The organism is Olsenella profusa F0195, assembly GCF_000468755.1.
Classification (GTDB): domain Bacteria; phylum Actinomycetota; class Coriobacteriia; order Coriobacteriales; family Atopobiaceae; genus Olsenella_F; species Olsenella_F profusa.
On the sequence record NZ_AWEZ01000060.1, the window covers coordinates 60257 to 82651 of the forward strand.

Genomic DNA, 22395 nt, shown 5'->3' on the forward strand with positions numbered 1-22395 from the left:
ATGGCTGACGTCCGGAGGCTTCTGGTCGACCTTGGCTGCGCGGATGTGCGCGAGTTGGCTGCGCGTGCGATCCCGTCCCCCTTGGCGGACGCATGCCTACGGCATGACCATGGCTTCTATACGCTCTATGGGCGCGGGGGGACGGAAGTCGGGCCTCAGGCACCAGTCTGCGCGTGCATGGGGGGCTTCGATGGCGTCCATCGGGGGCACAGGGAGCTTGTGCGCGCCTGTCATGACGAGGCGCGGCTGAGGGGCGTCATCGCGCTCGCCATCACCTTTGACCCTTTGCCCTCGCTCGTCCTCGAGGGGCGGGCGCATGGACACTGCCTGCTCTCCACCGAGCGGCGTGTCCGGCTCCTGCTGGATGCGGGCATGGATGCCGTCTGCGTGCTGGCGTTTGACAAGACCCTTGCGCATACCCCCTATGCCGACTTCGTCGATGGCCTGCTGCCGAAGGTTGCCCATGTCGAGTCCCTTCACGTGGGCGCCAACTTTCGCTTCGGCTTCGAGGGGGCGGGCACGCCAGCGGCGCTCGCGCGGCTGGGCCAGGCGCGGGGGTTCTCCGTCCACATCCACGACCTGCTGGCGCAGGGTGCAGCACCCGTCTCGTCCACGCGTACGCGCGCACTGCTCGCCCAGGGTAGCGTCGAGGATGCCGCACGCCTGTTGGGTCGCCCCCATGTCGTGCATGGGGTCGTCGAGCACGGACGGGGGGAGGGGACCACCCTTGGCTTTCCCACGGCGAACGTGCATGTCGATGCCCGACTGTGCCTGCCGGTCGAGGGGGTGTATGCGGGCTTCGTCATCTGCGGTCCCACGGCATGGCCCGCCGCCATCAACGTGGGCGCGTCGCCCACGTTCTCGACACCGCGGGCGTCATTTCTGGAGGCCAACCTCATCGGCTTTGCGGGTAAGCTCTATGGGCGTGAGGTGGATGTGGCGTTCGTCTCGTGGCTGCGGCCCTCTCGCCCCTTCGATTCCACCGTGAAGCTGGAACGTACGGTGCGCTCCAACATCGATTGGGTACGTACCAACCTAGGTGATGATGGGCTGGAGGTGCGCGGATGATAACCGACGAGGACAAGGAGCGCGTGCGCCAGGCCACCGACATCCTGCAGCTGGTGGGCGAGACGGTGGAGCTGCGCCAGCGTGGGCAGGACTTCTGGGGCTGCTGCCCCTTCCACCATGAGAAGAGTCCCTCCTTTCACGTGAACCCCCAGACGGGCCTGTGGAAGTGCTTTGGCTGCGGCGCGGGGGGCGACGTCTTTGCCTATGTCATGAAGCGCGAGAGCCTCGACTTCCCCGATTCCATCCGCTACCTGGCAGAGCGTGCCGGCATCGAGCTCACGGAGGAACGGGGGAGCCAGCGCAGGGGTCCCCGCCGCAACCGTCTCATGGAGTGTCTCGCCGATGCGGAGCGCTTCTTTGGCACCTACCTCATGCGAGGCAGGGGGGAGGGCGCCGCTGCCGCCCGGCACTACCTGGCGGGCAGGGGCTTTGGCTCTGCCGTGTGCAGGCGCTGGGGCCTGGGCTATGCGCCGGGGCATGGCATGCTCGTGGCGCACCTGACGGCCCAGGGCTTCACGCCCCAGGAGATCCTCGCAGCCGACCTCGCCCTCTCAGGATCCGGACGGCTGCGCGACCGCTTCTTCGACCGGGCGATGTTTCCCATCCACGACGAGCAGGGCAAGTGCATCGGCTTTGGTGGGCGCGTGCTCACCGATGCCAAGCCCAAGTACCTCAACACCAAGGACACGGCCGTGTTCCATAAGGGCAAGCACCTCTTTGCCTTCGATCGCGCGCGCGACGCCATGGTGTCCACGGGCACGGCCATCGTCTGCGAGGGCTATACGGACGTCATCTCCATGCACGAGGCGGGCCTCACCAACGTGGTGGCGGCGCTGGGCACGGCGCTCACGCTCGATCACGTGAAGATGATCTCGCGCTTCGCCAAGAGCCGCATCATCTGCATGTTCGATGGCGATGCGGCGGGGCAGCGCGCGGCCGAGCGCACCGTGCAGTATGTGGACAAGACGAACCTTGAGCTTCTGTGCGTGGTGCTTCCGGGCAACATGGATCCGGCGGAGTACCTTGCCGCCGAGGGCGCCGACGCCCTCAGGGGGCGCCTGGATGCCGCACGACCGCTCATGAGCTTCGTCTTCGAGCGGCACCTCGAGCGGTATGACCTCTCGGTACCGGGTCAGCGCGTCGCGGCACTGGATGACCTTGCGGCGCTCCTGTCCCCGCTTTCCGACTCCATCCTCCTGAACGAGTATGCGACGCAGCTCGCGGGTCTCGTAGGCGCCAATATGGAGGAGACGCGCCGTCGCATTCGCTCGGCGGGTGCCAAGGCCCGCTCGCGCACGCAGGCATCCCTGGGACAGGGGCGGTCCGCCGAGGACGAGCCCCCGGCGAATGCCTATGGGCCGTATGTCTACGAGGGGGACGAGCTGGGTGGAGAGGGGACCGCCCCCGCCGGTGTCCCTCCCGCGATGGAGCCTGCCGTCACGTTCTCCGATGAGGAGCGCCGCCAACTCGATGCCGAGCGCGAGCTGTTGTCGCTCATGACCACGGACCTTGCCGTCGTGCGACCGCTGGGGGAACGCATCGGCTCGCTCTCATGGGCGGACGGGCGCCATGAGTCCATGGCCTGGGCCATGCTTGCCACGCCGATGGATGCCGCACCGCACGACGTGGTGCGCGCCGCCGAGGGCGTGGTGCCGGAGGCCCCGCAGATACTCTCCTCCGGGACGCTCGACGTCACGTCTGACATGTCGACCCAGCAGAAGGCCGCCTTTCTGGTGGACGTCATCGAACTCTGGGCGGACCGTCGCAGGGTGCGGCAGATTCAGGCACAGCTCAAGGCACTGGGTGCCGGTGAGCCGAGACAGGAGGCCCGCGACCTCTTCGCCGAGGCCACCACGATCCAACGGCGCATCAACGAGCTCGTGACGCAGCTTCCCGTGCGTGTGTAACGTCGGGAAAACGGGTATCATGGATAGGCTCTGACCCATAGAAAGGAAACTCGTGGCCAAGAAATCCGCCTCCGCAGCATCCACCCTCCCCGACAGGCTCCAGGGCGTCGCCGATACGCTGATACAGCAATCCGCATCCAACGGCCACAAGGTGAGTGAGGATGACATCCAGATCGCCCTTGCCGACATCGATGTCGATGACGAGGAGCTGTCCGCTCTCTACGACCAGGTCCGTGCCAAGGGCGTGGAGATCACCAGCGAGGTCGAGAGCCAAGACGATGCCACAGGCCCCTCAGACGAGGATGACCTCGAAGGTTCGGACGACCTCGATGACGATCAGGGGCTCGCTGACGACGAGGAGGACGTCCGTCGCAACGAGGCGCGCGAGGAGGCCCGCGCGGCCAACGAGATCCTGCGCAGCACATCCAAGAACAAGCAGCGCAAGCGCTCCAGCCGTGCCCGTGCCCGTCGCACGGACGCCTCCACCGTCATGCTCACGGGCGACCCCGTGCGCATGTACCTCAAGGAGATCGGCAAGGTCGACCTGCTGACCGCCTCCGAGGAGGTCCATCTGGCCATGAAGATCGAGGCGGGCACCGAGGCCGCCGACAAGCTCGAGGCCGCCGAGGATGGCGAGATCGAGCTCACCCGTGCCGAGCAGCGGCGCCTCATGCGCATCGAACAGGTGGGCCTCGAGGCCAAGCAGGCCCTCATCAGCGCCAACCTGCGTCTGACCGTCTCCATTGCCAAGCGCTATGTTGGCCGTGGCATGCTCTTCCTCGACCTCATCCAAGAGGGCAACCTCGGTCTCATCCGCGCGGTCGAGAAGTTCGACTACACCAAGGGCTTCAAGTTCTCGACGTATGCCACGTGGTGGATTCGCCAGGCCATCACGCGTGCCATCGCCGACCAGGCACGCACCATCCGCATCCCCGTGCACATGGTGGAGACCATCAACAAGCTCGTGCGCGTCCAGCGCCAGCTCCTCCAGGAGCTGGGTCGCGACCCCACGCCCGAGGAGATCGGTGAGGAGATGGGCATCACGGCCGATCGCGTGCGCGAGATCCAGAAGATCAGCCAAGAGCCCGTCTCGCTCGAGACGCCCATCGGCGAGGAGGAGGACTCCCAGCTGGGTGACTTCATCGAGGACTCCACGGCCGTGGCCCCCCCAGAGGCGGCGAGCGACTCCATGCTGCGCGAACAGCTTGAGCAGGTGCTCGATGGCCTGGCGGATCGCGAGCGCAAGGTCATCAGGTTCCGCTTTGGGCTTGAGGACGGCCATCCGCGCACGCTCGAGGAGGTCGGTCGCGAGTTTGGCGTCACGCGCGAGCGCATTCGCCAGATCGAGAGCAAGACGCTCGCAAAGCTGCGTCACCCGTCCCGCTCCGGCCGCCTCAAGGACTTCATGGAGGACTAGTGCCGCCCTCACATGCAGATGCCACGAGGAAGTCGTACACCATGAGGAGTCGTATGCAATTGCATACGACTCCCTTTTTACAAATGTGCAGGTAAAAGACTTGTTGAGAGAAATCCGTATGATTATATCGTTAGAATTCAAACAAGATAATGCGAACGACTTATACGGGAGACCCACGTGAGAGACATGCATGGAGCGTTTGGAATGAAAAAAGACGGCCGAAGCCGTCTTGAAGTCTCTGGCTCCCCGGGCAGGATTCGAACCTGCGACACGCTGATTAACAGTCAGCTGCGCTACCGCTGCGCCACCGGGGAATGTGTGTGGTTGTGCATCGCACGAGCAATAACTATAGCGGTTCGCCGGATTCTTGCAAGGAGAAATTCGGCTCCAGCGTGCGCCCTTAAAACATCCACGAGTCGCATGTGAGGGCACGGACCCGTGGCCAGTCATGTCGGGTGTCTCTATGTCTCCATGCGCCACATGGCCCACGCGTAGTCACCGCCCCCTGCTCTGACGATTGCTACCATTGCCCCAACAGTGAGGGAGAAGAAGCATGGCAGATCAGGCCTCGAGGCAAAACAGAAAGCGCCTCCTCATCTCGGGGATGCTTCTTACCGGAATTTTATTGTATATGATGGTCCGGTTTTACTTTTTGTGCCTCAGTCTCCAACTAGAGTCGACAGGCTCCGTGCAGCAAACCATAGACCACCATGGGAGCTTGCTGATGGTCATGGGCGAGTTGCTCATGCTTTCGACCATTCTCTGTGGATGCACGTTCTACAACGTGCGTAAACTATATTTCCAGAACGAAAGGGTGCCGACAGGGCTTCTCGTGGTGAGCCTTGCGCTCCTGTCGATGGCATGGCTGGCCATAGTGGTGAAGACCGGCAGGCTCGTCTATCCCATCAACGGTCTGCCTGTCGTCACAGGCGACAGTCTCAAAACGACTTTGGCCGAAATCTATGCACTATGGCATGCGTGCGACATCCTGCTGGGGCTGTTCATGATCTCCTGGTCCGGGTTGGTATCACATTCCTTTTGGAAGTACAGCGGGGCGGCTGTTGGTTTGATGCAGATGCTCTGTACATATTTCGCTCAAGGCATGAAGCCGATCCCCTTGTCGATGGCGATCGCCCTCTCGACGATATGGTTGCTAAGACGTGGCCTGTCCAGCGTCAATGACCTCTTTCCCACCATCTGATTTCACAGGCCGCACGCGAGGGCACGGGCGGGCAAGAGGCGCTGTGCTACCATGATTCGAAGTGTTTCACCATGCGAGCGTTCTCGCCGAGAGGCCCACGGAGGGACTTTGGAAGCTACAGCGCAGATCTCCGCCAAGGATGCCTGGTATTCGTCGGGTAAGAAGGACTGGTTCATCCTCAGGCAGCTCGTTGCCAAGGACTTCAAGCTCAAGTATCGCCGCAGCGCCCTGGGCGTCGTGTGGAGCGTGCTCAACCCGCTGCTCATGATGCTCGTGCTCGTGGCGGTGTTCGGCTCCTTCATGGCCAACCGCGACCCCGGCATCGGTAACTTCGCCGTCTACCTCATCCTGGGCAACACAGCCTTCCAGCTCATGAGCGACTCCACGACACAGGGCATGACATCCATCATCACGGCGGCACCGCTGCTCAAGAAGGTCAAGGTCAACCGCTACGTGTTTCCCGTGCAGAAGGTCCTCTTCGCGGGCGTCAACTACGCATTCTCCATCATCGCCATCGCGCTCGTCATGGTCGTGGAGCGCACGCCCATCGGCATCACCGTCCTGCTGTGGCCCTTCGCGCTCGCTACCCTCATGATCTTCAGCATCGGCGTCTCACTGCTCCTCTCCGCGCTGTCGGTCTTCTTCCGTGATGTCATCCATCTGTGGGGCGTGGTCATCACGGCCTGGATGTACCTCACGCCGCTGTTCTACTCCATCACCATCCTGCCCGACTGGCTGCAGCGCCTGGAGACCTTCAACCCCATGTACGTCTATGTGACCTACATCCGTGAGGCCGTGCTCTACCAGCGGGTTCCCTCCCTCGGCCTGCATCTTGCCTGCCTCGTGTTCGCCGGCTTCTTCCTGCTCGTCGGCTATCTGGTGTTCCACCGCCACGAGCACAAGTTCATCCTGTTCATCTAGCGCCCAAGGGGGCCTTCGTGTCCGATCAGAGCGTCCATCCCAAGCCAGAGATTCCCTCGCCCGGCGCCGAGACCATCATCGACGTCGACGGCGTCTCGATGATCTTCAACATCGCCTCCGAACAGTTCAACTCCCTCAAGGAGTACTTCATCGCCCTCATGCGCCACGAGCTCAAGTTCAAGGAGTTCCGCGCGCTTGACCACATCAGCTTCCAGGTCAAGCGGGGAGAGGCCTTTGGCCTCGTGGGCACCAACGGATCCGGCAAGTCCACCATGCTCAAGATCATCGCGGGGGTGCTTGAGGCCTCAAGGGGCAGCTGCACGGTCAAGGGGACCATCGCACCACTCATCGAGCTGGGCGCTGGCTTCGACATGGAGCTCACGGCCAAGGAGAACATCTACCTCAACGGGGCGCTCCTGGGCTATCGTAGGGAGTTCATTGATGCGCACTTCCAGGACATCGTGGACTTCGCCGAGCTTCAGGACTTCATGGACATGCCGCTCAAGAACTACTCCAGCGGCATGGTCGCCCGCATCGCCTTCGCCATCGCCACCATCACCGAGCCGGACATCCTCATCGTGGACGAGACGCTCTCGGTGGGCGACTTCCTCTTCCAACAGAAGTGCGAGCGTCGCATCAAGGAGCTCGTCGATGCCGACAACGTGACGGTGCTGCTTGTGAGCCACGACATCGAGCTCGTGGAGCGCATGTGCGACCGTGTCTGCTGGATCGAGAAGGGCCACGAGCGCATGCTCGGCCCCACCGATGAGGTCTGCGCGGCATACCGGAGCCTAGGGGAGTAGGCCATGCCGCGCATCTCCGTCCTCATCCCCATCTACAACGTCGAGGACTACCTTGAGGAGTGCCTATGGTCACTCCGGAGGCAGAGCTTTGGCGACTTCGAGGCGCTGTGCATCAACGACGGCTCCACCGACTCCTCGCGTGCCATCATCGAGCGCTTCTGTGGGGAGGATCGGCGCTTCCGCCTGGTGGACAAGCCCAACTCCGGCTATGGTGCCTCCATGAACCGAGGCCTTGCCGAGGCGGCCGGCGAGCTCATCGCCATCCTCGAGTCCGACGACATCATGTATCCCATGGCACTGGGAGAGCTGACGGGTGCGCTCGATGGTCACGGTGCCGAGGTGGCCAAGGGGAGCTTCACGTTCTATTGGTCCCAGGATGGCGGCAGGGATGTCCCTTGGGATGGCATCCCGTCCGACCTGTGCGACAGGCTGGTGGACACGCGCATCGACACGCGCATCTTCCGGCAGAAGGCCTCCATCTGGAGCGGCCTCTATCGGCGTGACTTCCTGGATGGGCACGACATCCGCTTCCAGGAGTCCCCCGGTGCGTCCTTCCAGGACACATCCTTTGCCTTCAAGGTGTGGAGCTGTGCGGACGCCGCCACGTTCATAGAGCGGCCCATCATCCACTACCGCCAGGACCGTGAGGCGTCCTCCGTCAACTCCACGGGCAAGGCCTACGCCATCTGCGGCGAGTACGCGCATCTCGAGCGCTGGTTGGGCGAGCGGCCTGCTGACGGGCATACGGACACGCTCTGGACCGAGTTCCAGGTCTCGCGCCTGAACGCCTACCTCTGGAACCTCGACCGTCTTGACGCCGGCCTGCGGGTGGGGTTTGCCGAGCAGGCCGCCCAGGAGTTCGCGCGCAGCCGCAAGGACGGCACGCTCGACCTCTCGCGTCTCGACGGCTGGAAGCGCCTCAACCTCGAGCGCCTCATGGCCGACCCCGCAGGCTATGTTGCCGTCCGCAACCGCTCGACGGATGCGGGGACGGCGGACAAGCTTCGCTTCTGCCTGCGCCTCGGGGGCCTTCCCGCCCTGGTCGAGGTCCTGAGGGCAAGGCGGGGCGCATGAGCGGGCCACGCATCTCCATCATCGTCCCCGTCCACAACGCCGAGCGCACGCTGGGGAGCTGCCTCGACTCCCTGCTGGCGCAGACCTTTGGGGACATCGAGGTCATCTGCGTCGACGATGGCTCGCAGGACGCCTCGCTGGCGCTGCTGCGAGACCGTGCCAGGCGCGAGGGCCGCGTGCGCGTGCATCACCAGGAGAACGCTGGTGTCTCCGTGGCGCGCAACGTGGGCATGCGGCTGGCACGGGGCCAGATCCTGATGTTCGTCGACGCGGATGACGAGCTGGTGAGCGAGGCCTGTGCGCGCGTGAGCGCCGTCTTCGACCGCGAGCGTCCCGAGGTGCTCACCTTTGGCCTGCGCTGTGTGCCCGCAGAGGCGGCACCGCTCAGCCTGCGCAGGGAGCTCTCCCCGCGCGCCATCACGTACGACGGCTTTGGGCCCGCCCTGCTCTTCAAGGAGCATGCGCGTCCCTATGCGTGCCGGACGGCCGTGAGCGCCTCGTTCGTGCGAAGGTGCCGCATCGGCTTCGAGCCGGGGCTGGCCCTGGGCGAGGACCAGGTCTTCTACTTCGTGGCCTACCCACTGTCCGCCAAGACCGTTCTCATGCCCGACGAGCTCTACCTCTACACCATGAACGAGCGGTCCAAGACGCACGAGTCCCAGGCGGGGCGCGAACGTCTGCTGGCCAAGCTCGACCAGCACCTGCGTATGGTGGAGGCCATTCTGCGCGAGTGGACGGATCGCGGCCTTGCCGGCAGGTGGGATGCGGAGCTCGTGGAGTGGATCTTGGACCTGCTCATGCTGGACGTGAGCAAGCTCCCCCCCGTCGACCAGCACCGCACCTACGCCCGTCTCGTGGAGGACCTCAGGTCCTACCTCGGGCGCGAGGACGTCGCCTCGTGCCTCGTGCGGGCCCCGTCGCGCACCTGCGCCCGCCGCATCGAGCGGGCGTCGGTGGACCCCGCCTCCAGCGCCCGCGTCTTCTCCCGCCTTGACCTGCCCGTCTTCTACCTCATGCGCCGTGGGCTCGTGCGCTGCCTCGAGCGTGTCTGGATGCGCGTCCGCACCTAGGCACCCCCACGCCAGCCACGTTTCTTCGCCACATGCGATTTCTTGCCGCGCGAGGCTCCCGCTCGTGTATAGTCGTGGTGTCCTTTAAGCGTGGTACGAGATGCCCGCAAGGCCAGAGGAGCACTGCCCCTCACAGAGCGAACCCTCGCTCATGCCGGTGTCTGGTATCGCGTCATCGCGCGGCTGGGCACTTCTTCTTGAGAGGGGACGCTCATGGAACACGGCAGGTGTAAGGCAACCATCATGGACGGGGCCACCATGGCTCGCGTGGAGGTGCGCATCGCCCATGAGGTGATAGAGCGCAACGAGGGCTCCTCCACCATCGCCCTGGTCGGCATCATCCGCAGGGGGGAGACCCTCGCGCGCCGCCTGGCGGATGACATCGAGCGCATCGAGGGCGCACGTCCCCCCATCGGCTCCCTGGACATCAGCTTCTACCGCGATGACGTGCAGCGCGCCATCGCGCCGGTGCTGCATGCCACCAACATCCCCTTCGACATAGACAAGCGCGACATCATCCTCGTGGATGACGTGCTCTTCACGGGGCGCACCGTGCGCTCCGCCCTCAACGCCCTCATGGACTATGGCCGCCCCCAGAGCGTGCAGCTGGCCGTGATGGTGGATCGGGGCCATCGCGAGCTGCCCATACGTGCCGACTACGTGGGCAAGAACGTGCCCTCCTCACACGAGGAGGACGTGCGCGTGCTCGTGAGGGAGCTGGACGGTCGAGATGCCGTCGAGATCTGGACCGGCGACGTCACGGGTGGCGCGCGCGCCGAGGGGGGCGAGGCATAGGATGCTCTCCGTCAGGAACCTCGTCGACACCTACAGCCTCACGGCCGATGACATCACGCAGATCCTGGACACGGCCGCCTCGTTCGAATCCATCAACAGCCGGGCCATCAAGAAGGTGCCGGCACTGCGCGGGCGCACCATCGTGAACCTCTTCCTCGAGCCCTCCACGCGTACCAAGAGCTCCTTCGAGCTGGCCGAGAAGCGCCTGTCGGCAGACAGCCTCTCCATGGGCGGCCCCACGAGCTCCGTGGTGAAGGGCGAGAGCCTCGCCGACACCATCCAGACCATCGACGCCATGAGCGTGGACATGTTCGTGTGCCGTGCGCGCCTGGCGGGCACGCCGCAGAAGATCACCGAGAACACGGACGCCGTGGTCATCAATGCCGGCGACGGCAAGCACCAGCATCCCACGCAGGCCATGCTCGACCTCTACACCATGCGCAAGCACTTCGGCCACCTGGATGGCCTGAAGGTGGCCATCGTGGGCGACCTCGCGCACAGCCGCGTGTGTGGCTCGCTCGCCCCGGCACTCAAGACCATGGGCGCCGAGGTCACGCTCGTCGGCCCCCCCGCGTTTCAGGTGGATGATCCAGACTGGTTCGACTGCCCTCAGACCGCCAGCCTCGATGGCGTCATCGAGGGGATGGACGTGGTCTATATGCTGCGCGTGCAGCTCGAGCGCATGGAGGGCGCAACGATTCCCTCCAAGCGCGAGTACAACCGCCTCTATGGCTTGGACATGAGGCGCGTGGGTCGCATGAGGGATGACGCGATCATCTGCCATCCCGGCCCGCTCAACCGTGGGATGGAGATCAATGCCGATGTCGCCGACTGTGCGCGCTCGCGCATCCTCGAGCAGGTGAACGCGGGCGTCCTCACGCGCATGGCCGAGATGTACCTGCTTCTGGGAGGAGAGGGCAGTGGCGTATCTGCTTAGGGGTGCCCATGTGGTCGACCCACAGCTCGACCTCGATGGCACCTGTGACGTCCTCATCGACGGCACCAGGATCGCGGAGGTGGGCGAGGGCCTCGAGCCGCCCGCCGACGCCGAGGTCATGGACTGTGCGGGCCGGTACCTCGTACCGGGCCTCGTGGACATGCACGTGCACTTCCGCGACCCCGGCTTCGAGTACAAGGAGACCATCGAGACGGGCAGCCGTGCGGCGACGCACGGTGGCTTCACCGATGTCGCCACGATGCCCAACACCGACCCCGTCACCGACTCCGGGGCCGAGGTCCGCTATCAGAAGGACCATGCCCGCCAGGCCGGCCTCTGCCACGTGCGCCCCATCGGCGCCCTCACCGTGGGGGAGCGGGGCGAGGCGCTGGCCGAGATCGGCGACATGGTCATGGAGGGCGCCTGTGCCTTCTCCGATGACGGCCATGGCGTGCAGAGTGCGGGCATGATGCGCACCTGCATGGAGTACGTCTCGCAGTTCGACCGCGCGGTGCTGGCGCACTGCGAGGTCAACTCGCTCACCGCCAACGGCGTCGTCAACGAGGGGCGCGCCTCCACGCGCCTCGGCATGTTCGGCTGGCCGGCCCTGGGCGAGGAGCTGGAGATCGAGCGCGACATCGAGCTGGCCCGCCTCACGGGCTGCCCCTTCCATGTGTGCCACATCTCCACGGCCCGCGGGCTCGAGGCGGTGCGGCGCGCCAAGGAGGAGGGCCTCGCCATAACCTGCGAGGTCACGCCCCACCATCTCTTCCTCAACGAGGACGACATCACGGATCGCTACGACACCAATCTCAAGATGAACCCGCCCCTGCGCACGTGCGAGGACATGGACGCCCTGCTCGAGGGCATCGTCGACGGTTCCATCGACTGCCTGGTGAGTGACCACGCGCCCCATGCCCGCCACGAGAAGGAGTGCGAGTGGGAGATCGCCTCCTTCGGCATCATCGGCCTGGAGACCTCGCTGCCCCTCATGCTCACGCACCTCGTGGGTCCCAGGCGCATGAGCTGGCAGCGTCTCATCGAGGTCATGGCGGTCAATCCCCGTCGCATCCTGCGTCTGGACGAGGTCAAGGCGCAGCGCGGCTCCGCTGCGGACCTCACGCTCATCGATCCCACGAGGAAGGTCACGATCACGGCGGGCTACTTCCAGAGCAAGTCCAAGAACTCCGCCTTCCTGGGGCGGGAGCTCATGGGTGTTGCGACGGACGTCTTCGTGGACGGTAGGCGCACGCTGGCGGACGGTGCCGTATGTTAGTAGGGAGCGCGGCCGTTGGCCTCCACGGCTTCGAGGTCGTCTCCAACGGCGAGGTGGCCGAGGGCGTGTTCCGTCTCGTCCTTCGGTCCCCGGATGTGGCGCGCTCCATCGTGCCGGGGCAGTTCATGAACCTCAGGGTGCCGGGAGACGCATCCCACATCCTGCGCATCCCGCTCTCGTTCTCCCATGCGGACGCGCAGGCGGGAACGGTGGAGGTGGTCTACGCCGTCGTGGGGGAGGGCACGGGGCGCCTGTCCCTCATGCGCGCAGGCAAGCGCTCCGACCTCATCGGCCCTGCCGGCACCGGCTGGCGCGGGGGCGCCTCAGGCCGCGCCCTGCTCGTTGCCGGAGGTGTGGGCGCACCGCCCCTCGTGGCGGCGGCGGGCATGCTTGCCAAGGAGGGCGCGGCATTTGATGCCATCCTGGGCGCCCAGAGCGCCTCCAGGCTCTGGGGACGGGAGTGCCTGCTGGAGCTGGGTGCCGGCACCGTGACGACAACCACCGATGATGGCACCGCGGGGCTCAGGGGCCTCACGACCGACGCCATGGCGCAGCTGCTGGCGGCCAGGACGTATGCCCAGGTCTACACCTGCGGCCCTGCCCCCATGATGGCGGGCGTTGCACGGTTGGCGGCAGTGCATGACATTGCCTGCCAGGTCTCCTGCGAACAGCTCATGGGCTGTGGCTTTGGGGTCTGTGCCTGCTGCAACGTGCGTGCGGCGCACGGCGGCTACAAGTCGTGCTGCACGGACGGCCCCGTCTTCGATGCCCGGGAGGTGGTGCTGTGAGTGCGGTGAGCATGGCCGTCAACCTGGGCGGTGTCAGGATGAAAAACCCCCTCAACACGGCCTCGGGCACCTATGGCTTCGGCAATCAGTTCGAGGGGTTCTATGATGTCTCGTGCCTGGGGGCCATCACCTGCAAGGGATGCTCGGCCGTACCGTGGGAGGGCAATCCCGCGCCTCGCCTCGCCGAGGTGCCGAGCGGCATGATGAACTCCGTCGGCCTCGCCAACCCCGGCATAGCGGCCCTCGCGCACGAGGGCGCAGCCTACCTCTCCGAGCTCCGTTCCAGAGGCACGCAGGTCATCTGCCAGGTGATCGGCCACTCCATCGAGGAGTATGTGCGGGCTGTGGAGCTGTACGAGGAGTTCGCCCCCTTTGCCAGTGCGCTCGAGCTCAACATCAGCTGTCCCAACGTCTCGGCGGGCGGTGCCGCCATGGGGTCGACCCCCCGGTCGGCGGCCGAGGCCATGCGCGCGGTGCGGCCGCACACCAGACGCCCCGTCATCGTCAAGATGGCCCCGCACGACGTGGCCGAGATAGGCCGTGCCCTCGAGGATGCCGGTGCTGACGCCCTCTCGCTCATCAACACCATCCCCGCCATGGCCATTGACGTCCACACGCGCAGAAGCAGGCTCGCACGTCCCACGGCGGGGCTCTCGGGCCCCTGCGTCCACCCCATCGCCGTGCGCATGGTATGGGAGGCCTCCCGTGCCGTCAGCATACCGCTCTGCGGCATCGGTGGCGTGGCGTCGGGCGAGGATGCCGCCGAGTTCATCCTGGCCGGCGCCACGGCCGTCTCGGTGGGCACCGCCAACCTCTATGACCCCACGTGCGCCCCCCGCATCCTGGACGAGCTGAGGGAGTGGGCGGCCTCGCAGGGCGTCCGTGACATCAACGAGCTGGTTGGAGCCTTCGAATGCTAGACGAGAGGCAGGCACGCGACAGCATCATCGTCGCCCTTGATTGTGGGGCCCAGGAGGCGCGAGAGCTCGCTGGGCGCCTTTCGGGCAGGGTGGGCTGGGTCAAGGTGGGCATGACCCTCTACTACGCCGAGGGGCCCTCCATCGTCGCCGCCCTGCACGAGGTGGGGTTCAAGGTCTTCCTGGACCTCAAGCTGCATGACATCCCGTTCCAGGTCCATGGTGCGGCCTGCGCCGCCTCGCGTGCCGGCGCGGACCTCCTCTCCATCCATGGCCTGGGCGGCCCTGCGATGGTCAGCGAGGCGCGCGCGGGCGTGGAGGAGGAGGCGTCCGGGCGAGCGGAGCGCACCCGTCTCGTGGCCATATCCGTGCTCACGAGCATGAGTGCGCAGGCGCTGGCCGAGATAGGCATCGCCTGCTCGGTCGAGGAGGAGGTGGCACGTCTCGCACGCCTCTCCGTGGGGGCGGGGTCCGATGGCATCGTCTGCTCGCCGCAGGAGGCCGCGGCGATGCGCACGCTCCTGGGCCCCGAGGCGCTCATCGTGACACCGGGCGTGAGGCCAGCGGGCGCTGCGACGGGCGACCAGCGGCGCGTGGCGACGCCGGCGGCCGCCATCGAGGCGGGGGCATCGAAGCTCGTCATCGGCAGGCCCATCACACGGAGCGCGGACCCCGTCCGCGCCATTGGCGCCATCGTCGAGGAGCTCCTGGGGGTGGCATAGGACCTTCAGGTCCCGACCTTTTATTTTACTTTAAGGGTATTTTTGTGAAGTTAGGGCCCCACATCGGGCTTTTTGGGCCTGGCGATTGAAAAAGCGCCCGTCAATACGCACAATGCTTGCTTGTACTGCCTTGACCTGCTATTCTCGTCACGGCAGATACGCGCAACTGCGTATGTGTAACCCGATGTTTGGAGGAACCATGGCACTACCTCAGCTTACTGATGAGCAGCGTAAGGCAGCCCTCGAGAAGGCCGCGGCCGCGCGTCACGCTCGCGCTGAGCTTCGCGAGAAGATCAAGAAGGGTGAGACCTCCCTCGAGGACGTCCTCGACTCCGATGACCCCATTGCTGCCCGCATGAAGGTTTCCGCCCTCATCGAGTCCCTGCCTGGCTATGGCAAGGCCAAGGCCACCAAGGTCATGGACGAGCTGGGTATCTCTGCTACGCGTCGCGTCAAGGGTCTGGGCGCCCGCCAGCGCGAGCAGCTCCTTGGGGTTCTCTCCAAGTAAGTGGGCCAGACGCCTCGACTCTTTGTCATCTCTGGGCCGTCAGGCGCCGGGAAGGGCACGCTTCTTGCGCGCGTGCGCAAGCGTCATCCCAACCTGGGCCTGGCGGTTTCGGCTACTACGAGGGAGCCGCGCCCAGGCGAGGTGGATGGTGTCTCGTACCACTTCCTGGACGAGGAGGAGTTCTCCCGTCGCGTGCGCGCGGGTGAGTTCCTCGAGTGGGCCAACGTGCACGGTCATCGCTATGGTACGCTCAAGGGCGACGTGGACGCCCTGCTCGCCTCGGGTACGTCGGTCATCCTCGAGATCGATGTCCAAGGCGCCCTCAACGTGCTGCGCCTCATGCCCGATGCGGTCCTCATCTTCATCGAGCCGCCGTCGCTCGAGGAGCTGGAGCGACGGCTGCGCCAGCGCGGCACCGAAGACGAGGGCCAGCTGCGGCTTCGGCTCAGGAACGCCCGCAGCGAGCTTGAGCTTGCCGACAAGTACGACGAACGTATCGTGAACGATGACGTCGATGCCGCCTCCGATAGGCTGCTTCAAATAATCCGCTCATACGAAGGATAGGGGACTCCCATGGCCGTTACCAAGCCTGAAATTGACAACCTTCTCGAGCATACGGAGCACAATCCCTTTCTTCTCTGCTCCATTGCCTCCAAGCGCGCCTGTGACATCAACAGCATGATTCGTGGCCAGCACCTCCGGGTGACTGCCGTTCAGGAATTCGACGACATCACTCCGATCGTCTCCGGCAAGGATACCGTCTCCGTCGCCATGGAGGAGATCGAGGAGGGGACGCTGAGCTTCGTGCGCGAGGACTTCGACCGTGACATCAAGGGCTCCAACGAGCGTGTCGAGCACAACCTCTGATGAGCGACAGGGTCTGCCTCGTCCACTACCATGAGATCGGGCTCAAGGGAAAGAACCGTTCGACCTTCGAGCGTCGGCTCGTCACCAACCTGCACCGGGCGCTCAGAGACCATCCTGTACGCGCCGTCAGACGCATCTCGGGCCATGTGCTCGTGAGCGTCGACGGGGGGCAGGCGACGCCCGAGATGGCGCACGTGATATCCCGCGTGCCCGGCGTCGCGCGCGTCTCTCTGGCCTACCTATGCACGTTGGACGAGGAGGAGTACTGCGCCGCGGCCGTCACGGCACTGCACGAGGCGGGGGAGTTCGACTCGTTCAAGGTCCACGCCCGTCGCTCCTCCACCGCATACGGCCGCCATACGCTTGAGATCAACCGACTGGTGGGAGACGTGCTCTGCCAGGAGTTTCCCACCAAGCGGGTCCAGATGCACAAGCCCGACGTCACGGTCTGCGTGAACGTGATCAACGCGAGCGTGTACGTATATGCCGCGAGCGGCCCGGGCGTGGGCGGCCTTCCCGTGGGCACGGCCGGCAAGGTGGTCACGCTGCTCTCCAGTGGCTTCGACTCTCCGGTTGCCACCTGGATGGTGGGACGCCGCGGCGCCGTGTGCGTGCCCGTCCACTTCTCGGGTCGTCCCATGACGCCCGACACGAGTGAGTGGCTCTGCCAGGACATCATCAATGCACTGGCGCCCTCCGGTATGATCGGTCGTCTCTATGTGGTGCCCTTTGGCGAGCGTCAGCGCCAGATATCCCTGGCCGTGCCCCAGAGCCTGCGCATCATCACCTATCGGCGCGTGATGTTTGCCGTAGGCGAGCGCGTCGCCCGGCTCGAGGGGGCAAAGGCACTTGTGACGGGCGAGTCGTTGGGCCAGGTCGCCTCGCAGACGCTCGACAACATCGCCGCGGTCAACGAGACGGTCTCCCTGCCCGTGCTCCGCCCGCTCATCGGCTCCGACAAGCAGGAGATCATGCGCCGTGCCCAGGAGATCGGGACCTTTGAGCTGAGCTCGCAGTCGGTGGATGACTGCTGCACGCTCTTCATGCCGCGTCGCCCCGAGACGCACGCGCGCCTGCGCGAGGTGCACGAGGCGTGGGACTCCTTCGATCACGATGCTATGATCGACGGTCTGGTGGCCTCCACAGAGTATGTCGACTTTGACCAATGCCCCAGCTACAAGCCACCACAGGAGCTCAAGGAGCGCCACCCTGCGCTTGCGCCGCGCCCATGGCAGGGCAGAACGCCGCAGACTGGCGCAGAATCGGCCCGATTTTAAGCCGCCACCTGAGAATCTCGATGTGTTCTCGCCTCACCATGGTGTGAGGAGGTGTTCGTATGGCCCAGAGGACACGAGGAAGGTCACGTCGAAGGGGATGGCGTGCGGGGGTGGCACTCGCCGTAGCCGCCGCCGTGGCAGTGGGTGCGGTCGTCATCTGGCGTGCGGGTGGCATGACGGATGGCGCAGAGCTTGTCGAGCACCGGGCCGAGGCGTCTTTCGACGACGCGGAAGCGGCGACGGTGCCACGTGACGCACCGGTGGGCACCGACAACGGTGCCACACAGGATCCCGCCACGCTGGTGGTTGATGTTGATGGTGCCGTCATGTCGCCCGGCGTCTACGAACTTGCTGCCGAGGGAGCCCGCGTGCGCGATGCGATAGCGGCCGCCGGGGGCCTGGCAGAGGACGCGGACACCACACAGCTCAACCTCGCGACCCTGCTCCAGGATGGCCAGAAGGTGCATGTCCCCCGCATGGGGGAGGCGCCGTCTGCGAGCCCGACCACGGACACTGCAGGCCGGACGAACGCCGCCCCCTCCGGCTCGTCAGGTTCGACCGCCCCGATCAACATCAACACGGCAGGCGAAGAGGAGCTCAAGCAGCTCCCCGGCGTGGGGGATGCCACGGCGGCGGCCATCGTCAGGGATCGGCGGGAGCACGGGCGCTTCGCATCCGTCGATGATCTCATGCGCGTCTCGGGCATAGGGCAGAAGAAGCTCGAGAAGCTCCGTCCACGCATCTGCGTCTAGCATGGAACGCCCCGTCAGGCCCTCCGTGCCACCAGCCCTGGGAGCCCTCGCGTGCGTGCTCGCGGGCGAGCAGCTCCTGCTGCGGGACATGGTCGTCCCTGCGTTCGGGCTGTGCCTCCTTGCGCTGCCGGCGGCCGGCGCATGCGTGCTGTGGGGCTGGCGCCGAGGGACGGCGGTGCGGACGGCACGCAGCGCGGTCGCATTGACGGGGGCTCTTGTTATGGGCTGCGCGCTGGGCGGCATGCGGGCCGAGGCCGATGCCATGGTGGCCAGGCGCCTTGGGGACATTCCGATATCGAGCTGTCGCATAGAGGTCATCGGCGACCCACGCATCAGCGCCGCGGGTGGCCTGAGCTCCCGCGGAAGGGTGCACCTGCCCGATGGCGCCACCGCTGACGTGTGGCTGGGCCTTCCCGAGGAGGCTCAGCGTGGCAGCACGCTCTCGTGCGTGGGACGCTTTGCGCCCAATGAGGATGACGCATGGGGCATGACGTCCGCAGCCCAGGGCATCATTGGCCGCGTGCGCGTCGTGAGCGTGCGATCCGTCCAGATGCCCTCGGGACCCTATGGCCTCATCCTGCGTCTCAGGCAGCGGATGGTGCGGGCGATGGGCGCAGGCGAGAGTGGGGAGGGGGCGCTCGTCGCGGGCAGCGTGGGCGGCTACGCTGCGGCACTGTCATCCTTTGGGATCGATGGGGACTGTGCCCGTGCGGGCGTATCGCACCTTGTTGCAGTGTCCGGCGGTCATCTCGTCATCCTCACGTGGCTGATCATGGCAGCGCTCTCGCACACCCGGCTGCAGCCTGCGCCGCGCATCGCGCTGTTGCAGGTTGCCTGCGGCCTCTTCGTGCTCTTCTGTGGGCTGCCCGTCTCTGCGGTGAGGTCCTGGGCCATGTGTGGCGTGGCCGGGGCGGCGCAGCTTGTGGGACGCAGGTCGCATGGCACCTCTGCCGCGGCCCTTGCGGGCCTGGCGCTCGCCCTGCTCGACCCCGCCGTCTCCGGCCAGCTCTCCTTCCTCCTGTCGCTCGCCTCCGTCCTCGCGCTCTGCCTCTTCGCGCGCTATGGGGCCTATGCGCTCGAGGAGCTGCTGGTACCCCGAGCGTTGCGCCGAACCGTGGCCCATCTCCCCCGTGCGGCGAGGGCTCCGCTCACGACAGCTGGCGAGGCCGTGCGTGACACGGTGGCGGCGACGCTCTGCTGCCAGGTGGCCACGCTGCCGCTCACCATCCAGGCATTCGGCCAGGTCTCGCTGGTGGCGCCCCTTGCGAACCTGGTGCTGGGCCCACCCTTTGCACTCATGATCGGGTCGGGCGTCCTGGGATATGCCGCCGCGACGGTTCCCCCGCTGGAAGGGGTGGCGTTCGCTCCCGCGCGATGGGTGTCACGGGCTGTGCTGCGAGCCGTACGCCTGCTGGCGGGCATGCCCTGTGCGAGCATCCCAGCGGCCCCTCATCCGTTGGCAGTCACGGTGGTTGTCGCGACGTGCGCATTGGGGCTCTACCTCACCTGGCCGCATGTCAGGAGGCGCGCAGTGGCTCGGGCACTCGCGCTTGGGCTTGCCATCCCAACGTTCGTCGTGGTGCAGGGCAGCCTGTTGGCCCCCGCACGCATCTGTGTGCTCGACGTGGGGCAGGGCGATGCCATCCTGATCCAGGACGGCCCCCATGCGCTGCTGGTGGATACGGGACCCGACGCCTCGGCCGCCCATGGCCTTGCGAGGCTGGGCGTCCTCAGGCTCGATGGCGTGCTCCTCACCCACCTGCACGATGACCATGTGGGAGGGCTGGACGAGCTTGCGGTGCCGCTTGGGAGGCCTGAGGTTCTGGTCGCCCGCGGTGTGGCACCCTCCATGGGGGCTGAGCTGCGGGAGGCCGTGCATGTCGTCAGCGGTGCCGACCCCGTCGAGGTGTCTTGGGGGGATGCCATCCACGTGGGACGGTTCACGCTCGTGGCCATCTGGCCACGGGGGCGGGTCTCGGGCAACGAGAACCGGGACTCTCTCGAGCTTGCGCTTTCATACGATGCGGACCGCGATGGCGTCATCGATTTCACGGGACTCCTCACGGGGGACGCGGAACGGGACGAGACGGCCGCAGCCCTGCAGGCGGCGCACCTGGGCAGCTTGGACTTCCTCAAGGTGGGCCACCACGGCTCACGCGTCTCGCTCTCGCAGGAGCTGGCATCGCGCCTTTCACCTGGCGTCGCCGTGGCATCGGCCGGGGAGGGTAACGAGTATGGGCATCCCGACCCCACCTGTGTCTCGTTGCTCAAGAGGGCTGGGGCGAGCTTCTACTGCACCAAGGATGTGGGCACGGTCACGCTCCTGCCTCGGGAGAGGGGCTGCCTCGTGCGCACGGAGCGAGGTGCGGAGAGGGGCGGCGATGTGTCATAGTGGACGGGTGAGAGGAGAGGAGAGATCCATGGCACAGCTCACGTTGCTTCCCGCATACCTCATCGTGGGCGAGGACGAGCTCAAGAGCCGCACCGCCCTCACGCGGCTCAAGGGCAGGCTCGACGAGGGGCTTGCCGCCTTCAACCTGGACGAGCATGCGGCTTCGGGAACCCTCGAGGCGCAGGCCGTGCTCATCTCGCTCAACACGCTGCCTGTGGGAGATGGCTTTCGCCTCGTGGTCATCGAGCGCGCGGAGCGGCTTTCCAAGTCCGTGAGCGAGGCGCTCGTCGCGTATCTGAAGAATCCCAACGAGGGCTGCGTGCTGTGCCTGGTGGCCTCGAAACTTGCCAAGAACACGCGCCTCTACAAGGCCGTCGCGGCCGTGGGCAGGCAGGCCATCATAGACTGCACGCCCAAGAGACGCTGGGAGCTGGCCCCCCTGGTGCAGAGCCTCGCCCGCGCACATGGCATGCGGATGGGCGAGGCTGCGGCAGGCGAGCTCGTGGGCAGGGTGGGGGAGTCCACTACCCTGTTGGACACGCAGGTGAGGAGCCTTGCAGCCCTCAAGGGGGATGCCGGCGAGATCACGCTTGAGGACGTGCGCGCCCACGTGGCGCGCGTGGCCGAGGTCAAGCCCTGGGACTTCCTGGATGCGCTCTCCCAGCGCGACCTTCCCCGCGCCCTCGAGCTCTACGGGCTCATGGACAATCCCTCCGAGGTCGCACTCACCTCACTCGTGGAGGGGCGCCTGCGCGAGCTGATATGCGCCCGGAGCCTGGACCGGCGCGGCGAGGGCGGCTCGCTGGCAACGGCCCTGGGCCGCGCGCCCTGGATGGTGAAGCACCACCTTGGTTGGTCGCGTCGCTTTGGTGCCGGCGAGCTCGAGCAGGCGCTTGCCGCATGCGCCGCCTGCGAACGGCGCCTCAAGGGGGGGCTCGACCAGAAGACGGCCTTCCTGGAGCTCATGGCAGTCGTCTGTGCCTGACGACGTTCCTCGACACTAAAAAGAGGCTCTTTACGGTTTCTAGTGGGTAGCACATGCCAGCTTCTTCTGGGCCGTGAGGTCCAGACGGCCCAGCCTGAGGAGGATCATCGTCCTGAAGTGGGCGATGCTCCTGAAGCCCCTGGCGGCGCTGCGGACCGACTGGACGACAAAACTGAGGCCTTCCAGGAACGAGTCGGTCGAGCCCCTCTTCCACCAGTCGGGGATGCCCTCGCGCTCCTTCCCGAGCGTCCTCGCCACGGTCTTCATCTTTCGGACATTGGAGTGCATCATCCACGAGCAGAGGCGCTCCAGGGCCCTGGCCGCCGACCCCCTGTCGGGGCACGGGTAGACGTCCTGCAGCGCCTCTCCCATCTGGCAGGCCCTCGCCGTCCTGGGGCGGGTCCTCGCGGGGTCGGGCTCCTCCCCCGTCGCGAGCTGGCGCTCCGTGAGGCTCTCCCTCCGCTCGGGCCAGACGCACTTCGTCCCCGCGAGCTGCCGGCGCCTCTCGGCGGACTCGCGCCTCCCCTGGCACCTCACGTGGTCGATCGCCCTGTTCGGGAGCTGCACCGCGTGGGACCTGCCCGCGGCCTGGGCGGCCCGGGGCGCGGCGCGGCGCGCGATCGTCCCGTGCTGCCAGACGCCGGGGTGCCTCCAGGCCCTCTCGCACGTGTCGCAGGCGCCGCACCTCCCGTGGCACACGGGGCACCCCGCCGCCTGG

22 protein-coding genes and 1 tRNA gene are annotated in these 22395 nt (G+C 66.1%); 21 read left to right on the plus strand and 2 right to left on the minus strand.

Features of this window, described 5'->3' with window-relative positions; translation table 11 throughout:
* The 3 genes from ribF to rpoD are packed head-to-tail and all read left to right on the plus strand — an operon-like array spanning position 1 to position 4392.
* A complete protein-coding gene (ribF, locus tag HMPREF1316_RS08645) occupies positions 1-1068 on the plus strand; it encodes a riboflavin biosynthesis protein RibF (protein ID WP_021726635.1) in 1068 nt (355 codons plus the stop codon).
* Entirely contained in the window at positions 1065-2975 is a 1911-nt protein-coding gene (dnaG, locus tag HMPREF1316_RS08650; RefSeq protein ID WP_021726596.1) for a DNA primase, read from the plus strand. Before ribF ends, dnaG begins: the two co-directional genes overlap by 4 nt.
* 52 nt (positions 2976-3027) lie before the next feature.
* A complete protein-coding gene (rpoD, locus tag HMPREF1316_RS08655; protein ID WP_021726586.1) occupies positions 3028-4392 on the plus strand; it encodes an RNA polymerase sigma factor RpoD in 1365 nt (454 codons plus the stop codon).
* A gap of 239 nt (positions 4393-4631) precedes the next feature.
* Here rpoD and HMPREF1316_RS08660 read toward each other — a convergent pair.
* Positions 4632-4706: transfer RNA gene (locus HMPREF1316_RS08660), tRNA-Asn, on the minus strand.
* 239 nt (positions 4707-4945) lie between these two features.
* Here HMPREF1316_RS08660 and HMPREF1316_RS08665 point away from each other — a divergent pair.
* From HMPREF1316_RS08665 to holA, 18 genes are all read left to right on the plus strand, one after another.
* Positions 4946-5593 carry a hypothetical protein gene (locus tag HMPREF1316_RS08665; protein WP_040651950.1) on the plus strand — a complete coding sequence of 216 codons (648 nt, stop codon included), beginning with the start codon at positions 4946-4948 and terminating at the stop codon, positions 5591-5593.
* Positions 5594-5701: 108 nt separating this feature from the next.
* Positions 5702-6514: an ABC transporter permease gene (locus tag HMPREF1316_RS08670; RefSeq protein ID WP_021726623.1), complete on the plus strand. Its 813-nt coding sequence runs from the start codon at positions 5702-5704 to the stop codon at positions 6512-6514.
* Between the two features lie 17 nt (positions 6515-6531).
* Positions 6532-7317 (plus strand): ABC transporter ATP-binding protein, encoded by a 786-nt coding sequence (locus tag HMPREF1316_RS08675; protein ID WP_021726572.1) that lies wholly within the window; start codon positions 6532-6534, stop codon positions 7315-7317.
* A 3-nt stretch (positions 7318-7320) separates the two neighbouring features.
* Positions 7321-8391, plus strand: coding sequence for a glycosyltransferase family 2 protein (locus HMPREF1316_RS08680; RefSeq protein WP_021726629.1), 1071 nt, complete (start codon positions 7321-7323; stop codon positions 8389-8391).
* The gene (locus HMPREF1316_RS13325) at positions 8388-9461 is read left to right on the plus strand and encodes a glycosyltransferase family 2 protein (RefSeq protein ID WP_021726606.1); all 1074 of its coding nucleotides are present in this window, start codon (positions 8388-8390) and stop codon (positions 9459-9461) included. Before HMPREF1316_RS08680 ends, HMPREF1316_RS13325 begins: the two co-directional genes overlap by 4 nt.
* Positions 9462-9674: 213 nt before the next feature.
* Positions 9675-10256, plus strand: coding sequence for a bifunctional pyr operon transcriptional regulator/uracil phosphoribosyltransferase PyrR (pyrR, locus tag HMPREF1316_RS08690; protein ID WP_021726612.1), 582 nt, complete (start codon positions 9675-9677; stop codon positions 10254-10256).
* Between the two features lies 1 nt (position 10257).
* Complete coding sequence (locus HMPREF1316_RS08695; protein ID WP_021726595.1) at positions 10258-11193, plus strand: aspartate carbamoyltransferase catalytic subunit; 936 nt, start codon at positions 10258-10260, stop codon at positions 11191-11193.
* Positions 11177-12469 (plus strand): dihydroorotase, encoded by a 1293-nt coding sequence (locus HMPREF1316_RS08700; protein ID WP_021726632.1) that lies wholly within the window; start codon positions 11177-11179, stop codon positions 12467-12469. The genes HMPREF1316_RS08695 and HMPREF1316_RS08700 overlap by 17 nt, the downstream gene beginning before the upstream one ends.
* Complete coding sequence (locus HMPREF1316_RS08705) at positions 12463-13257, plus strand: dihydroorotate dehydrogenase electron transfer subunit (RefSeq protein WP_021726624.1); 795 nt, start codon at positions 12463-12465, stop codon at positions 13255-13257. The genes HMPREF1316_RS08700 and HMPREF1316_RS08705 overlap by 7 nt, the downstream gene beginning before the upstream one ends.
* 11 nt (positions 13258-13268) lie before the next feature.
* A complete protein-coding gene (locus tag HMPREF1316_RS08710) occupies positions 13269-14177 on the plus strand; it encodes a dihydroorotate dehydrogenase (protein WP_040651973.1) in 909 nt (302 codons plus the stop codon).
* A complete protein-coding gene (gene pyrF, locus HMPREF1316_RS08715; protein ID WP_021726571.1) occupies positions 14171-14896 on the plus strand; it encodes an orotidine-5'-phosphate decarboxylase in 726 nt (241 codons plus the stop codon). The genes HMPREF1316_RS08710 and pyrF overlap by 7 nt, the downstream gene beginning before the upstream one ends.
* A gap of 199 nt (positions 14897-15095) precedes the next feature.
* Entirely contained in the window at positions 15096-15404 is a 309-nt protein-coding gene (gene mihF, locus HMPREF1316_RS08720) for an integration host factor, actinobacterial type (RefSeq protein WP_040651952.1), read from the plus strand.
* Positions 15405-15968, plus strand: coding sequence for a guanylate kinase (gmk, locus tag HMPREF1316_RS08725; RefSeq protein WP_021726599.1), 564 nt, complete (start codon positions 15405-15407; stop codon positions 15966-15968).
* 9 nt (positions 15969-15977) lie between these two features.
* Positions 15978-16271 carry a DNA-directed RNA polymerase subunit omega gene (locus HMPREF1316_RS08730; protein WP_021726614.1) on the plus strand — a complete coding sequence of 98 codons (294 nt, stop codon included), beginning with the start codon at positions 15978-15980 and terminating at the stop codon, positions 16269-16271.
* Positions 16271-17548, plus strand: coding sequence for a tRNA uracil 4-sulfurtransferase ThiI (thiI, locus tag HMPREF1316_RS08735; protein WP_021726561.1), 1278 nt, complete (start codon positions 16271-16273; stop codon positions 17546-17548). Before HMPREF1316_RS08730 ends, thiI begins: the two co-directional genes overlap by 1 nt.
* 110 nt (positions 17549-17658) lie before the next feature.
* Positions 17659-18300 (plus strand): helix-hairpin-helix domain-containing protein, encoded by a 642-nt coding sequence (locus HMPREF1316_RS08740; RefSeq protein ID WP_051332980.1) that lies wholly within the window; start codon positions 17659-17661, stop codon positions 18298-18300.
* 1 nt (position 18301) lies between these two features.
* Complete coding sequence (locus HMPREF1316_RS08745; RefSeq protein WP_040651954.1) at positions 18302-20692, plus strand: ComEC/Rec2 family competence protein; 2391 nt, start codon at positions 18302-18304, stop codon at positions 20690-20692.
* 28 nt (positions 20693-20720) lie between these two features.
* Positions 20721-21677 (plus strand): DNA polymerase III subunit delta, encoded by a 957-nt coding sequence (gene holA, locus HMPREF1316_RS08750; RefSeq protein ID WP_021726583.1) that lies wholly within the window; start codon positions 20721-20723, stop codon positions 21675-21677.
* A 39-nt stretch (positions 21678-21716) separates the two neighbouring features.
* Here holA and HMPREF1316_RS08755 read toward each other — a convergent pair.
* Positions 21717-22395, minus strand: a 679-nt coding sequence (locus HMPREF1316_RS08755) for an ISL3 family transposase (protein ID WP_021726604.1), incomplete at its 5' end; no start/stop codon positions are given.